Raw genomic sequence first — 14,212 nt, forward strand, 5'->3', positions numbered from 1 at the left:
TGTTGTCGTGTCTCCTCAGATAACCTTGGCTTCGTTCTTGAGCTTGTCCACCAGCGTGGCAACGTCGGGCACCTTGATGCCGGCACCGCGCTTGGGCGGCTCGCTGACCTTCAGCGTCTTCAGGCGCGGCTTGACGTCCACGCCGAGGTCTTCGGGCTTGACGGTGTCGAGCTGCTTCTTCTTGGCCTTCATGATGTTGGGCAAGGTGACGTAGCGCGGCTCGTTCAGGCGCAGGTCGGTGGTGATGACGGCGGGCAGGCTCAGCGAGATGGTTTCGAGGCCGCCGTCGACTTCGCGCGTCACGTTGAGCTTGTCGCCGGACATTTCGACCTTGGAGGCGAAGGTGGCTTGCGGCAGGTCGGCCAGCGCCGCCAGCATCTGGCCCGTTTGATTGGCGTCGTCATCGATGGCTTGCTTGCCAAGGATCACGAGCGACGGTTGTTCCTTGTCGACCAGCGCCTTCAGCAGCTTGGCCACGGCCAGCGGCTGCAGTTCTTCGGCGGTTTCGACCAGGATGCCGCGGTCGGCCCCGATGGCCATCGCGGTGCGCAGGGTTTCCTGGCACTTGGCATCGCCGCAGGACACGGCGACGACTTCGGTCACGATGCCCTTCTCCTTCAAACGCACGGCTTCTTCGACGGCAATTTCGTCGAAGGGGTTCATGCTCATCTTGACGTTGGCAATGTCGACGCCAGTGCCATCGGACTTGACGCGAACCTTGACGTTGTAGTCAACGACCCGCTTGACCGCTACGAGAACCTTCATTGGATTGACCTCCAGGGGATTACGAAAACCGGGGATTTACGGAACAACTGCGCATTCTAGGCGGCTGGCCAGCTGCGATCGATGGAAAACGAACGATCGTGCTTTTTAGTAGATTATAGGCGAGAGTCCGCCGCTGGTGAACCGTTGTTTGGCAAGTTCTCGACACGCAGCATCTGCAGCCGTTGCGCGATCTCGATGCCTGCTTCCCGCAGGCCCTCGAGGATTGCGATGTTGATGGCCGAACGCACATTGTCCTTGCCCAGGTCCGGATCCGCGATCCAGAAGTTCAAGGTGAACTCCAGTCCGTCCGGCGTGAAGTTCATCAGGAAGGCGACGGGCGCGGGGTCGCCAATCACGCGCGCCTGTGCGGCGGCCGCCCCGGTCATGATGCCCTGCACCTGCGACACATTGCTGGCATGGCCAACGACGATGCTGGTCGTGAGATTGAAGCGGCGATCGGCCAGCGAGAGATTCTCGACGCGACTCGTGATGAGCGATTCGTTCGGGACGATCGACTCGCGCCCATTGCTCGCGCGCACCAGCGTATAGCGGGTCTTGATGTCGGTGATGCGGCCTTCGAAGGTGTCGACCCTGACGTTGTCGCCGATGCGGATCGAGCGCTCCAGCAGGATCACGAATCCGCTCACATAGTTGGCCGCCAGCTTCTGCAGACCCAGGCCGAGACCTACGCCCAATGCGCCGCCCAGCACCGACAGCGCGGTGAGGTCCACCCCCACCGCCGACAGCGCGAACAGCAGGCCGATCAGCAGCAGGAAGGCGCGAATCGCGTTCGACGCCACCTTGCGCATCGACAGGTCTGTGACCGCCTCCTGCAGGATGCGCTTCTCGATGGTGGCCGCAATCCACAACGCGATGACCAGCACCACGGCGGCCGAGAAGAGGCCTTCGAAGATGGTTCGCACGCTCACGTGAGACTTGCCGAAGGCCAAGTTGATCGCGTCGAGTTCGGCCAGCACCGGCGGCAACAGCCCGACGATCCACAGCACCGCACCGATCCACGCGAGCCAGGAGATGGTGCGTTCGATCAGGCTGACCAGGGTGGACTTGGGGAACACCGTCTTCAGCACGCGCGCAAACAGGCGGATGGCCACCAGCGACAGCAGCACCGGCACGGCGATCCGCAGCAACAGCACGGGCTGAAAGCCCACGACGGCGCGGCGTGCGAGGTCGGAGAACATCAACGCCAGCAGCGGGAACAGCAGGCCGTCGATGGTGTACCTGCCAAACCAGATCGAATCGTTCGGCTGGTCACGGCCGAACCAGCGGCAGATGGCCCAGGCCAGTGCCAGGCAACCACTCAACGCCGCAAGTTCGACCGAGATCGTGCGAAGGTGGATTTCGCTCAGGAGCAGACTGGAGTCGCCGGACATCTACGTGATTCGCCGCTCACTCAAAGGTCGGCGAGCGCCCGGATATGTGCTTCCACACTGCGCGCCAGCGCATGGAAGTTGTAGCCGCCCTCCAACAGCGAAACGATGCGACCGTCGGAAAACCGGCGCGCCACGTCCCGCACGCGGCCGGTGATCCAGGCGTAGTCGTTCTCGTTGAGGCGCAGCTGGCCGAGGTCGTCGTCATAGTGCGCATCGAAGCCGGCGCTGAAAAAAATCATCTGCGGCCTGAACGATTCCAGCCGCGGAATCCACATCGCCTCCACCAACTCGCGAATGTCCATGCCCTTGGTGTACGCCGGCACCGGAATGTTCAGCATGTTCGACGCAGGATGGTCGGCACCACTGTACGGATAGAACGGATGCTGAAAGAAGCTCACCATCAGCACGCGCGGGTCGTTGGACAGAATGTCTTCGGTGCCGTTGCCGTGATGCACGTCGAAATCGACGATCGCCACACGCTCGAGCCCGTGCGCTTCCAGCGCATGCCGGGCCGCGATGGCGACGTTGTTCAGGAAGCAAAAGCCCATCGCCTGGTCGCGACAGGCATGGTGGCCCGGGGGGCGCACCGCGCAGAAGGCGTTCTCGACCTCGCCTTTCATGACTGCATCGACCGCCGCAACGGCCGCACCCGCGGCACGCCGGGCGGCGAGCATGGTGAACTTCATGAGCGTGGTGTCGGGGTCGATCTGCGCATGATCGGGTCCGCCTGCCGGTGCGTCGGCCACCAGCCGCTGGCTCAGTTCCTCGAGGCGCTCTACATGCGCCACACTGTGCGCCAACGTGATCTGCGGCAACGTGGCAATGGGTACATCAATGCGCTGGAGTGCATCGCCGACGCCTGAGGCGAGCAGGCGGTCCTCGATGGCATCGAGGCGCGCAGGGCACTCCGGGTGCCCTGCGCCCATTTCATGCTTCCAGAAATCGCGGTGTATCAGGTAACCGGTCTTGGCCATGTCTCTTGTCGCGTGCCGACCTTATGCAGCCAAGGGCTGCCAGCCTTACGGTATGGTTTGCATATGGATACAAAAATGGACGTCGCTGCGAAGCTAGCCAGTCTGCTCGGGCAGCTTAACACGGTGATCGTTGGCAAAGAAGCGCAAGTACGCGACTGCGTGGCGTGTCTTCTGGCTGGCGGCCACCTGCTGATCGAGGATGTGCCGGGCGTCGGAAAGACCACCCTCGCCCACGCGCTGTCGCACACCTTCGGGCTGCAGTTTTCGCGGGTGCAGTTCACGGCCGACCTGATGCCGGGCGACCTCTCCGGCGTGGCCATCTACGACCGCGGGCAACAGGCCTTCGTGTTCCATCCCGGGCCGATCTTTGCGCAGGTGCTGCTGGCCGACGAGATCAACCGGGCGAGCCCCAAGACCCAGAGCGCGCTGCTGGAGGCCATGGAAGAAAAGCAGGTATCCATCGAAGGCGAAACCCGTCCCCTGCCCACGCCGTTCTTCGTGATCGCCACGCAGAATCCGCACGACCAGCTTGGAACCTTTGCGTTGCCGGAGTCGCAGCTCGACCGCTTCCTGATGCGAATATCGCTGGGCTATCCCGACCGGGCGGCCGAACGCGAATTGCTGGCCGGCGCCGACCGGCGCGAGCTGCTGGCCAGCCTGCCCGCATTGCTGAGCGCCGAGGAGCTGACCGCGCTGCAGCAGCGCGTGCAGCAGGTCCACGCAGCCGATCCGCTCCTCAACTATGTGCAGGACCTGGTTGCAGCCACGCGCAATGGCCGCTGGTTCTTGCAAGGCCTGTCGCCGCGCGCCGGCATTGCGGTGCTGCGCGCCGCGAAGGCGCAGGCGCTGCTGGCCAACCGCGACTACGTGGCGCCCGATGATGTGCAGGCCGTGCTGCCGCAGACCGTGGCGCACCGCATGACGCCGGTGGGCGACGCGGGCCGCGGCGCCGTCGAGCAGGTGCGCGCCATGATCGCGGCGGTGCCCCTCCCCTGATCGGGCGACGATGAACCCGGCAGCGGCCCTGCGACGGCGCATCGATGGCTGGTTCCTCTCGCGCCGGCCACCTTCCGACACGATCGAACTCACGCAGCGCAACGTCTATATCGTGCCTTCGCGCGCCGGCTGGATGCTGGCTCTCACCTTGCTGGTTCTGCTGGTCGGGTCGATCAACTACCAGCTCAACCTGGGCTACCTGCTGACCTTCCTGCTGGCCGGCAGCGTGGCCGTGGGCATGCATGTGTGCCATGCCACATTGCGCGGCCTGGCCATGCACCTGATCGCGCCGGATGCCCAGTATGCAGGCGCTGCGGCGGTGTTTCGCGTGGTGCTGCACAACGCGCGGCGCAGCGTGCGCTATGGGATCGGGCTCAGCGTTCGCGGCAGCGGGCAATGGGCCTGGGCCGATGTACCGTCGCAAGGCAGCGAGACGGTCGAAGTGGCGTTCAAGCCGACCACGCGCGGCCTGCATGCAGTGCCGCCGCTCACCGCGGAGACGCGCTTTCCGCTGGGCACTTTTCGCGTGTGGACGGTGTGGCGTCCCGCGGCGCAGGTGCTGGTGTACCCGGCGCCCGAGTTGCATCCGCCGCCGCTGCCGCCGGGTGAACCGATCGCAGGCCAGGCGGCGTCTGCCGTGGTGGTGGCGCAGTTGGCAGGTGAATATGACGGGGTGCGGGCCTATCGGCGCGGTGATCCGTTGAAGCTGGTGATCTGGAAGAAGGCCGCGCGCGCGCAGGCGGCCGGCTCCCACGAACTGGTGAGCCGCGACACCCAGCAGGCACAGCGGCAAGAGCTGTGGCTCGACGCGCAAGCCGCCGCGTTGCCCGACACCGAGGCGCGCATGTCGAGGCTGTGCGCCTGGGTGCTGATGGCGGACCGGCTCGGCGTCGACTACGGCCTGCGTGTCGGTTCGTACAGCGTGAAGCCCGCTCAGGGCGAGGCGCATCGCCGGCGCTGCCTGGAGGTGCTGGCCACATGCTGAAGCAACTCCGCGCCCTGCCGCGCGATGCGCGCGACACCCTGTTCCTGCTGGCGGTTATCGCGTTGATCGTGCTGCCGCAAGTCGGCAACCTGCCCATCTGGTGCAGCGGGCTGACGGCCGTGGTGCTGGCGTGGCGCGGAAGCCTTGCGGTGCAGGCCAGGCCGCTGCCAAACCGGTGGTGGATCGGGACGCTGTTGGCCGTCACGCTGGCCGCGACCTTCGCGACACACCGCACGCTTTTGGGGCGCGACGCCGGCGTGACCATGGTGGTGGTCCTGCTGGCGCTCAAGACCCTTGAGCTGCGCGCGAGGCGCGATGCTTTCGTCGTCTTCTTCCTGGGCTTCTTTGCGATGCTCACGAACTTTTTCTATTCGCAATCATTGCTGACGGCGCTTGCGATGCTGCTCGCCTTGCTCGGCTTGCTGACCGCACTGGTCAATGCCCACATGCCGGTCGGCCGGCCGCCGTTGATGCAGGCGGCCCGCACGGCGGGATGGATGGCGCTCCTCGGCGCACCCATCATGCTCGCGCTTTTCATGCTGTTTCCACGGCTTGCACCACTGTGGGGAACGCCGGGCGATGCGATGGCGGGACGCAGCGGGCTGTCGGGCTCGATGCGCGTCGGCACCATCGCGGAGTTGGCGCTCGACGACTCGATCGCGGCGCGCGTCAATTTCGACGGGCCGCCGCCGGCGCAAAGCGACATGTATTTCCGCGGACCAGTGCTCGGCCGCTTCGATGGCCGCGAATGGAGCGTCCTGGAGCCCTGGGCACGCGCCTCGGTGCCAGCCAACCTGCGTGTGCAAGGGCCGCCGGTGCGCTACCAGGTCACGCTGGAAGCCAGCAACAAGCCGTGGCTGCTGACACTCGACGCGGTGCAAGCCAGGCCGGATGTGCCGGGCTACGAGGTTTTTTCCATGCCGGACCTGCAATGGCTCCTGAACCGGCCCGTCAACGACCTGCTGCGCTATCGCGCCGAGAGCTACACGCAATACCAGAGCGGGCCGGTTCGGCGCACCGGCGCCTTGCAAGCCTATCTCGGCCTCCCGGCGGGTTCGAATCCCCGCACCGTCGCACTGGCCGCGCAGATGCGCAGCGAGATGTCCGGTGCCGACACGCGCGCGCTGGTCGAAGCCACGCTGCAGCGCCTGCGCACCGGCGGCTACAGCTACACGCTCGAGCCCGGGATCTTCGGCGACAACACGGCCGACGAGTTCTGGTTCGATCGCAAGCAAGGCTTCTGCGAGCACATCGCGTCGTCGTTCGTGGTGCTGATGCGGGCACTGGGCGTTCCGGCGCGCATCGTCACCGGCTACCAGGGCGGCGCGCCCAACTCGGTCGACGGCTACTGGGTGGTGCGGCAGAGCGATGCCCATGCCTGGGCCGAGGTGTGGCAGGAAGGCACGGGCTGGATTCGCGTCGATCCCACCGGCGCGGTGTCGCCGGGCCGGATCGGCTCGCTCAATCGCCTGGCGGCGCAGCCCGGATTCTTCGCGGGAGCCATCGGCGCCATGAGCCCCACACTGGCGCAGAACATCCGCGCCGCATGGGAAGCGGTGAACAACGGATGGAACCAGTGGGTGCTCAACTACACCCAGAGCCGCCAGCTCCAACTGCTGAAGAACATCGGATTCGACGCACCGAGCCTGCAGGACCTGGCGACCGTGCTGATCTGGCTGGTCGTGATCGTGAGCATCGCCGGCGCCGGCTGGACGCTGTGGGAGCGCAGCCAGCACGACCCGTGGCTGCGCCTGCTCGGCAAGGCCCGCACGCGACTGAGGAAGGCCGGGCTCGAACTGCCCGAAGCCACGCCGCCGCGCCAGATGGCCGCGCGCGTGAGCGAGCGATTCGGACCGGGTGGCCAGGCGGTGCGCGACTGGTTGCTGCGGCTGGAAGCGCAGCGCTACGCCAGGACGCCGGTCACCGAACTGTCGCGTCTGCGCGCCGAATTCCGGCAACTGGCCTGGCCGTGATCAAACTGACGACAACGATCGCCGAGACGACTCGCCGCGCCCTCACAATCCAGCTTCATGCGACGACTGATTTCCCTTGCCCTGCCGGCCACTGTCTGCCTGACGCTGGCCTGTGCCACCCTCCCCTCCACCGCCTCTCCCAAGGCCAAGGCAAAACCTGTCGCTCAAAAGCAGGCGACGGCAGTTCGCTTCGGCCCGACCTATGCGACGCATGACGACGCGATGCAGTTCGCCGACGAAGTGGCGGCGCGCCGCAACCTCGACCGCGATTGGGTGCGCGCCACCATCGGCGGTGCGCGCATGCTGCCGAACGTGCCGCGCCTGATGTTGCCGGCCGCCAAGGGCACACCGAAGAACTGGAACGCCTACCGTGCCCGCTTCATCGATCCGGTGCGCATCGCGGCGGGCGTGCGCTTCTGGCGCGACAACGCCGACACGCTGGCGCGGGCCGAGGCGGAATTTGGCGTGCCGGCGGAAATCATCGTCGGCATCATTGGCGTGGAAACGATCTACGGCCGCAACATGGGCAGCTTTCGCGTGATCGATGCGCTGTCGACGCTGGCCTTCGACTTTCCGCAAGCCCACCCGCGCGCCGCCGAGCGGCAGGCTTTCTTTCGCGATGAACTCGAAAGCTTCCTGAGCATGGAAAGCCGCACGCACGAAGACCCGATGCGCCCGCTCGGCAGCTACGCCGGCGCAATGGGCATGCCGCAATTCATGCCGAGCAGCCTCGCGAAGTACGCGGTCGATTTCGATGGCGACGGCAAGATCGACCTGGTCAACGACACGGCCGACGTGATCGGCTCGGTGGCCAACTATTTCAAGGCCTTCGGCTGGAAGCGCGGCATGCCGTCGACCTTTCCGGTTCGGTTCGACGAGGCCCGCCTGCAGAAGGCGATCCTGCTGGCGCCCGACATCCTGCCGACCTTCGGCGCCGACAGCTTCGTTGCCGCGGGCGCGGTGCTCGACGGCGATTCCGCCAACTACAAGGGCCTGCTCGCGCTGATCGAACTGCAGAACGGCGCCGATGCACCGACCTACGTTGCCGGAACGCAGAACTTCTACGTGATCACACGCTACAACTGGAGCAGCTACTACGCGATGTCGGTGCTCGACCTGGGCCGGGAGGTCAAGACGTCGATGGAGCAGTAGCGATGCTTGAACTGCTACGGGATTCGTGGCGCGAGGCATGGGCGGCGATCGGAGCGGACGCGCCTCGCGGCCCGCTGTTCGATGAACTCCTGGCACGCTACCGCGAGCCGCATCGGCACTACCACACGCTGCAGCACCTCGGTGAATGCATCGCATGGCTCCAGCGCGAACAGGCGGCGGCGGAGCGCCCCGGCGAAGTTGCATTGGCGCTCTGGTTCCACGACGCCATCTACGACGTTCATGCGCACGACAACGAACATCGCAGCGCGGATTGGGCACATCGCGCCCTGTTGACAAGCGGCGTCGCAGCGGACGCTGCCCGACGTGTGCACGACCTGGTCATGGCAACGAAACACGACGCCGTGCCGCGGGGCATGGATGCAGAACTGCTCGTCGACATCGACCTGTCGATCCTCGGCGCCGAGCGCGAACGCTTCGACGAATACGAGCGGCAGGTGCATGCCGAATACAGCTTCGTACCGGATGAAGTGCGCCTGCCACAGCGGGGCGCGATCCTGCAGCGTTTTCTGGACCGGCCCGCGATTTATTCGACCCCGCGCATGCACGCGCACCTGGAAGCGCGGGCGCGCGAAAACCTGCAGCGTTCGATCAGCGCGTTGCAATGAAAAAAGGCCGGTGCGACGGCATCGGCCTTGTTTCTTGCTGCGAAGCGCGGATCAGCGCACCTTGCCTTCCTTCCACGCGGTCAGCAGCTTTTCATAGTCGATGGTCGTGCCCTTGGGCTTCTCGTTGTCCAGCTTCTTCCACGGGGCGTGGTCGTCGCTCAACATCTTGGCCGGGTCGCTCTTGGCCGCGAGCTTGGGCGCGCATTTGGCCATGCCGGCGCGTTCCAGGCGTCCCATCACCTGGTCCATCTCGTCGGCCAGGTTGTCCATGGCCTTCTGCGGCGTCTTTTCGCCGGTGACCGCTTCGGCCACGTTCTTCCACCAGAGCTGCGCGAGCTTGGGGTAGTCGGGCACGTTGGTGCCGGTCGGCGTCCATGCCACGCGGGCCGGGCTGCGATAGAACTCGATCAGGCCGCCGTACTTGTTCGCGTTCTGCGTGAAGTAGTCATGCCGGATGTCGCTCTCGCGGATGAAGGTCAGGCCCACCACGGACTTCTTGGCCGACACCGTCTTCGACGTGACGAACTGCGCATAGAGCCAGGCGGCCGCCGTCTTGTTGGCATCGTGGCCCTTGAAGAAAGTCCACGAGCCCACGTCCTGGTAACCGTTCTGCATGCCCTGCTTCCAGTACGGGCCGTTCGGGCCGGGCGCCATCCGCCACTTCGGCGACCCGTCGGCGTTCACCACGGGCAAGCCCGCCTTGGTCATGTCGGCGGTGAAGGCGGTGTACCAGAAGATCTGCTGCGCGATCTGGCCCTGTGCGGGCACCGGACCGGCCTCGCCGAAGGTCATGCCGGTGGCTTCCTTGGGCGCGTACTTCTTCATCCAGTCGATGTACTTGGTGAGCGCATAGACGGCCGCCGGCGAATTGGTCGCGCCGCCACGCGCGACGCTGGCGCCCACCGGCGTGCACTTGTCGGCCGCGACCTTGATGCCCCATTCGTCGACCGGCATGCCGTTGGGAATGCCCTTGTCGGCGGTGCCAGCCATCGACAGCCACGCATCGGTGAAGCGCCAGCCGAGCGACGGGTCCTTCTTGCCGTAATCCATGTGGCCGTAGATGGGCTTACCGTCGATGGTCTTCACGTCGGCGCTGAAGAATTCAGCGATGTCCTCATAAGCGCTCCAGTTCAGCGGCACGCCCAGGTCGTAGCCGTACTTGGCCTTGAACTTGTCCTGCAGGTCCTTGCGCGCGAACAAGTCGGCACGGAACCAATAGAGGTTCGCGAACTGCTGGTCAGGCAACTGGTAGAGCTGGCCGTCGGGTGCGGTCGTGAAGCTGGTGCCGATGAAGTCCTTCACGTCCAGGCCGGGATTGGTCCACTCCTTGCCGGCACCAGCCATGTACTCGGTGAGCGACATGATCTTGCCGTACCGGTAGTGCGTGCCGATCAGGTCGGAATCGGAGATCCAGCCGTCGTAGATCGACTTGCCCGACTGCATCGAGGTCTGCAGCTTCTCCACGACGTCGCCCTCCTGGATGATGTCGTGCTTGACCTTGATGCCGGTGATCTCCTCGAATGCCTTGGTCAGCGTCTTCGACTCGTACTCGTGCGTGGTGATGGTTTCCGACACCACCGAGATTTCCTTGACCCCCTTGCCCTGCAACTTCGTCGCCGCGTCGATGAACCACTTCATCTCGGCCGCCTGCTGGTCCTTGTTCAGCGTCGACGGCTGGAATTCGCTGTCGATCCATTTCTTGGCTTCGGCTTCGCCGGCCGACGCACTGTGCGCAGCGAACATCGCCGCTGCCAGTGCCAATGCCGTATAGCGCTTCTTCATGAGTTGTCTCCTCGTTGCTGTGCCGCCCCAACCGGTTGAATCTCATTCGGCCCTGGGACGGCAGGGAGCCGGATTCGACGTAACAAAGAGTCGCTGTCTTCAGCCCTTGCGCATGATCAGGGCCAGCACGCCCATCGACAGCACGAAGCTGACCCAGATCGAAGGTTCGGCCTCGAGGCCCATCCACTGCTGCAGTTGGCCGGCGATGCCGATGAACATGAGGTTGACGTATGCCGCGGCCAGCAAGCCGATGAAGAGGCGGTCGCCGCGCGTGGTTTCGATCGGCAGCCAGCCCTTGCGCATGACCGTGGGCGACTTGATTTCCCACACGGTCATGCCGACGAGCATCAGGCCGATGCAGGTGAAGAACACCGCCACGGGCGTGGTCCAGACCATCCAGTCGAACATCTCGAATCTCTCCTCAAACGCGGCCCATCGCGAACCCTTTCGCGATGTAGTGCCGCACGAACCAGATCACGATCGCGCCGGGCACGATGGTGAGCACGCCGGCAGCGGCCAACGTCGCCCAGTCCATGCCCGACGCGCTCACGGTGCGCGTCATCGTCGCCACGATCGGCTTGGCGTTGACGCTGGTCAGCGTGCGTGCGAGCAGCAACTCGACCCAGCTGAACATGAAGCAGAAGAACGCCGCCACGCCCACGCCGGCCTTGATGAGCGGCAGGAAGATCGTGAGGAAGAAGCGCGGGAATGAATAGCCGTCGATGTAGGCCGTCTCGTCGATCTCGCGCGGAATGCCGCTCATGAAGCCTTCCAGGATCCACACCGCCAGCGGCACGTTGAACAGCAGGTGCGCCAGCGCGACGCCGAGGTGCGTGTCCATCAGGCCGACCGTGCTGTAGAGCTGGAAGAACGGCAGCAGGAATACGGCCGGGGGCGTCATGCGGTTGGTGAGCAGCCAGAAGAACACGTGCTTGTCGCCGAGGAACGAATAGCGCGAGAACGCATACGCCGCCGGCAGCGCCACGGTGAGCGAGATCAAGGTGTTGATGCCCACGTAGATCAGGCTGTTGATGTAGCCGGAGTACCACGACTCGTCCGTGAAGATGCGCGCGTAGTTCGCCCATGTGAACTGCTGCGGAAAGAACGAGAAGCTCGACAGGATCTCCTCGTTGGTCTTGAAGCTCATGTTGACCATCCAGTAGATGGGCAACAGGGCGAACACGATGTAGAGCAGCAGGAAGATGTTGCGCTTGCGGGAAGTCTTTTCCGTCATGTCAGTTGCTCCGCCGCGGGATTTGGCGCAGGTTGGCGTTGTTCGGGAGGCGCGGGTTCGGGAGGCGTGCCGAGGGCACTGGGTATCCCCCTGCGCGAATGTCCCCCGGCTTCGCCTCCTCCTTTATCTCGCTGCGGGGGACACCCAGCACCCTCGGCACGTGGAACGGTCGGGGGTACCGGCCGATCGACGACCGCGCGTCCGGATCACGTCGATGGCGTGCTCTGCGCAGCGAAATAAAGGAGGAGGCCGAAGGCCGGGGGACATTCGCGGAGCAGAGTACGCCGTCGGCGTGATCGCGCCCCGAACAGACCACGGCGGCAGCGTGATCGCGCCCCGAAGAGTGATGCGTCATTGCTCCCCCTCCACTTCCTGCGTCCCCACCCGCTGCATCCAGTTGTAGAGCACGAAGCACAGCAAAAGAATGATCAGAAAGTAGATCAGCGAGAACGCCGCCGCCGGCCCGAGGTCGAACTGGCCGACCGCCTTCTGCGTCAGGTACTGGCTCAGGAAAGTGGTCGCATTGCCCGGCCCGCCACCCGTGAGTACGAAGGGCTCGGTGTAGATCATGAAGCTGTCCATGAAGCGCAAGAGGACCGCGATCATCAGCACGCCGCGCATCTTCGGGAGCTGGATGTAGCGGAACACCGCGAACTTGCTGGCGCCGTCGATGCGCGCCGCCTGGTAATAGGCATCGGGGATCGATCGCAGGCCCGCATAGCAAAGCAGCGCCACCAGCGGAGTCCAGTGCCACACGTCCATCACCAGCACCGTGAACCAGGCATGGGCCGCGTTGCCGGTGTAGCTGTAGTCGATGCCCATCAACTGGATCATGTGGCCGAGCAGGCCGATGTCGGAACGCCCGTAGATCTGCCAGATGGTGCCGACCACATTCCAGGGGATCAGCAGCGACAGTGCGACGATCACCAGCACCGCCGATGCCTTCCAGCCAGTGGCCGGCATCGACAACGCTAGCAGGATGCCCAGCGGGATCTCGACCGCGAGCACCGCCAGCGAGAAGCCGAGTTGCCGATACAGCGCCGAATGCAGTTCGTCGTCGCGCATCACCGAGGCAAACCATTCCGTGCCGACGAACACGCGGCGCTCGGGCGAGATGATGTCCTGCACCGAGTAGTTCACCACCGTCATCAGCGGCACGATGGCCGAGAAGGCCACGCAGATCAGCACGGGCAGCACCAGCCACCATGCTTTCTGGTTGATTGGTTTGGTGGTCGTGCTCATGTCGTTCCCCTTATGCGACCAGTTCTTCGTTCTGGTAGTAGCAGGTATGGCCATCGACCACCTGCAGCCACACGGCCTCGCCCACGGCTGGCGCCTGCGCATCGGAATGCAGGCGCACCTTGAGCAGCACGCCGGCCGCGTCGGCGGTCAGCATCACGTGCGTGCCGACGTCCTGCACCAGCGTCACTACGGCCGGCACGGCACCCGGCGCCTGGGGCGCGGCAAGCCGGACGTACTCCGGCCGCACGCCAATCTTGAGTTCGCCTTCGGGCAGTTGCCGCGGCGCGGGCAGCCGAATGCCGGCGACTTCGAGCACGCCTCCCGCGCTCTGCGCCGCCAGGAAGTTCATGCCCGGCGAGCCGATGAAATGCCCAACGAAGGTGTGGGCCGGCCGCTCGAACAACGCCTCGGCACTGCCGACCTGCACCGCCTTGCCGCGCGTCATCACGACCACTTCCTCGGCAAAGGTCAGGGCCTCTACCTGGTCATGCGTGACGTAGATCAGCGTGAGCTTCAACTCGCGGTGGATCTGCTTGAGCTTGCGCCGCAGTTGCCACTTGAGATGCGGGTCGATCACGGTCAGCGGCTCGTCGAACAGCACGGCCGAGACGTCGCTGCGCACCAGCCCACGACCCAGCGAGATCTTCTGCTTCGCATCCGCCGCAAGCCCGGCAGCACGCTGGTTGAGCTGGCCGCTCATCTCCAGCATCTCGGCAATTTCGCCGACGCGTTTCTTGATCTGGTCTTCCGGCAGCTTGCGGTTGCGCAGCGGAAAGGCCAGGTTCTGCGCCACGGTCATCGTGTCGTAGATCACCGGGAACTGGAAGACCTGCGCGATGTTGCGGTCCTGCGGCGTCGCGTCGGTCACGTTGTGGCCATCGAAGCTCACAGTTCCCTGCGATGGCTTGAGCAGGCCCGAGATGATGTTGAGCATCGTGGTCTTGCCGCAGCCCGAAGGCCCGAGCAGCGCATACGCGCCGCCGTCGCGGAAGCTCATCTTCAGCGGCAGCAGCGCGTAGTCGCTCTCCTGCCGAGGGTTGGGCCGGTAGGCATGGGCGAGGTCGAGGTCGATGCGGGACATGACTGCGGCTA

13 protein-coding genes are annotated in these 14,212 nt (G+C 65.0%); 5 read left to right on the plus strand and 8 right to left on the minus strand.

Annotation, left to right across the window (positions count from 1 at the left end):
- Positions 1-15 precede the first annotated feature (15 nt).
- From WKW80_RS08755 to WKW80_RS08765, 3 genes are all read right to left on the minus strand, one after another.
- Positions 16-765: an electron transfer flavoprotein subunit beta/FixA family protein gene (locus WKW80_RS08755; RefSeq protein ID WP_340363182.1), complete on the minus strand. Its 750-nt coding sequence runs from the start codon at positions 763-765 to the stop codon at positions 16-18.
- A 113-nt stretch (positions 766-878) separates the two neighbouring features.
- A complete protein-coding gene (locus tag WKW80_RS08760) occupies positions 879-2,156 on the minus strand; it encodes a mechanosensitive ion channel family protein (protein WP_340363183.1) in 1,278 nt (425 codons plus the stop codon).
- A 20-nt stretch (positions 2,157-2,176) separates the two neighbouring features.
- Positions 2,177-3,130 carry a histone deacetylase family protein gene (locus tag WKW80_RS08765; RefSeq protein ID WP_340363184.1) on the minus strand — a complete coding sequence of 318 codons (954 nt, stop codon included), beginning with the start codon at positions 3,128-3,130 and terminating at the stop codon, positions 2,177-2,179.
- Positions 3,131-3,205: 75 nt separating this feature from the next.
- Between WKW80_RS08765 and WKW80_RS08770 the strand changes: the two genes are divergently transcribed.
- The 5 genes from WKW80_RS08770 to WKW80_RS08790 are packed head-to-tail and all read left to right on the plus strand — an operon-like array spanning position 3,206 to position 8,862.
- A complete protein-coding gene (locus tag WKW80_RS08770; RefSeq protein ID WP_340363185.1) occupies positions 3,206-4,126 on the plus strand; it encodes an AAA family ATPase in 921 nt (306 codons plus the stop codon).
- Between the two features lie 10 nt (positions 4,127-4,136).
- A complete protein-coding gene (locus WKW80_RS08775) occupies positions 4,137-5,111 on the plus strand; it encodes a DUF58 domain-containing protein (protein ID WP_340363186.1) in 975 nt (324 codons plus the stop codon).
- A complete protein-coding gene (locus WKW80_RS08780; protein ID WP_340363187.1) occupies positions 5,105-7,084 on the plus strand; it encodes a transglutaminase TgpA family protein in 1,980 nt (659 codons plus the stop codon). Before WKW80_RS08775 ends, WKW80_RS08780 begins: the two co-directional genes overlap by 7 nt.
- Positions 7,085-7,141: 57 nt before the next feature.
- Positions 7,142-8,236 (plus strand): lytic murein transglycosylase B, encoded by a 1,095-nt coding sequence (mltB, locus tag WKW80_RS08785; protein ID WP_340363188.1) that lies wholly within the window; start codon positions 7,142-7,144, stop codon positions 8,234-8,236.
- A gap of 2 nt (positions 8,237-8,238) precedes the next feature.
- Positions 8,239-8,862, plus strand: coding sequence for an HD domain-containing protein (locus tag WKW80_RS08790; RefSeq protein WP_340363189.1), 624 nt, complete (start codon positions 8,239-8,241; stop codon positions 8,860-8,862).
- Positions 8,863-8,913: 51 nt separating this feature from the next.
- Here the strand turns inward: WKW80_RS08790 and WKW80_RS08795 are convergent, their stop codons facing one another.
- From WKW80_RS08795 to WKW80_RS08815, 5 genes are all read right to left on the minus strand, one after another.
- Positions 8,914-10,644: an ABC transporter substrate-binding protein gene (locus WKW80_RS08795; protein ID WP_340363190.1), complete on the minus strand. Its 1,731-nt coding sequence runs from the start codon at positions 10,642-10,644 to the stop codon at positions 8,914-8,916.
- 99 nt (positions 10,645-10,743) lie between these two features.
- Complete coding sequence (locus WKW80_RS08800) at positions 10,744-11,052, minus strand: DUF2160 domain-containing protein (RefSeq protein WP_340363191.1); 309 nt, start codon at positions 11,050-11,052, stop codon at positions 10,744-10,746.
- Positions 11,053-11,065: 13 nt separating this feature from the next.
- Complete coding sequence (locus WKW80_RS08805; RefSeq protein ID WP_340363192.1) at positions 11,066-11,878, minus strand: carbohydrate ABC transporter permease; 813 nt, start codon at positions 11,876-11,878, stop codon at positions 11,066-11,068.
- 351 nt (positions 11,879-12,229) lie between these two features.
- On the minus strand, positions 12,230-13,120 hold the full coding sequence (locus tag WKW80_RS08810; protein WP_340363193.1) for a carbohydrate ABC transporter permease: 891 nt from the start codon (positions 13,118-13,120) through the stop codon (positions 12,230-12,232).
- A gap of 10 nt (positions 13,121-13,130) precedes the next feature.
- Positions 13,131-14,201 (minus strand): ABC transporter ATP-binding protein, encoded by a 1,071-nt coding sequence (locus tag WKW80_RS08815; protein WP_340363194.1) that lies wholly within the window; start codon positions 14,199-14,201, stop codon positions 13,131-13,133.
- Positions 14,202-14,212: the final 11 nt, after the last annotated feature.

The organism is Variovorax humicola (assembly GCF_037889915.1).
GTDB lineage: Bacteria > Pseudomonadota > Gammaproteobacteria > Burkholderiales > Burkholderiaceae_C > Variovorax > Variovorax humicola.

Excerpts from the sequence above, each read along its gene's own strand:
- WKW80_RS08755 (WP_340363182.1), bottom strand. The coding sequence starts at position 765 with ATGAAGGTTCTCGTAGCGGTCAAGCGGGTCGTTGACTACAACGTCAAG.
- WKW80_RS08760 (WP_340363183.1), bottom strand. The coding sequence starts at position 2,156 with ATGTCCGGCGACTCCAGTCTGCTCCTGAGCGAAATCCACCTTCGCACG.
- WKW80_RS08765 (WP_340363184.1), bottom strand. The coding sequence starts at position 3,130 with ATGGCCAAGACCGGTTACCTGATACACCGCGATTTCTGGAAGCATGAA.
- WKW80_RS08770 (WP_340363185.1), top strand. The coding sequence starts at position 3,206 with ATGGACGTCGCTGCGAAGCTAGCCAGTCTGCTCGGGCAGCTTAACACG.
- WKW80_RS08775 (WP_340363186.1), top strand. The coding sequence starts at position 4,137 with ATGAACCCGGCAGCGGCCCTGCGACGGCGCATCGATGGCTGGTTCCTC.
- WKW80_RS08780 (WP_340363187.1), top strand. The coding sequence starts at position 5,105 with ATGCTGAAGCAACTCCGCGCCCTGCCGCGCGATGCGCGCGACACCCTG.
- mltB (WP_340363188.1), top strand. The coding sequence starts at position 7,142 with ATGCGACGACTGATTTCCCTTGCCCTGCCGGCCACTGTCTGCCTGACG.
- WKW80_RS08790 (WP_340363189.1), top strand. The coding sequence starts at position 8,239 with ATGCTTGAACTGCTACGGGATTCGTGGCGCGAGGCATGGGCGGCGATC.
- WKW80_RS08795 (WP_340363190.1), bottom strand. The coding sequence starts at position 10,644 with ATGAAGAAGCGCTATACGGCATTGGCACTGGCAGCGGCGATGTTCGCT.
- WKW80_RS08800 (WP_340363191.1), bottom strand. The coding sequence starts at position 11,052 with ATGTTCGACTGGATGGTCTGGACCACGCCCGTGGCGGTGTTCTTCACC.
- WKW80_RS08805 (WP_340363192.1), bottom strand. The coding sequence starts at position 11,878 with ATGACGGAAAAGACTTCCCGCAAGCGCAACATCTTCCTGCTGCTCTAC.
- WKW80_RS08810 (WP_340363193.1), bottom strand. The coding sequence starts at position 13,120 with ATGAGCACGACCACCAAACCAATCAACCAGAAAGCATGGTGGCTGGTG.
- WKW80_RS08815 (WP_340363194.1), bottom strand. The coding sequence starts at position 14,201 with ATGTCCCGCATCGACCTCGACCTCGCCCATGCCTACCGGCCCAACCCT.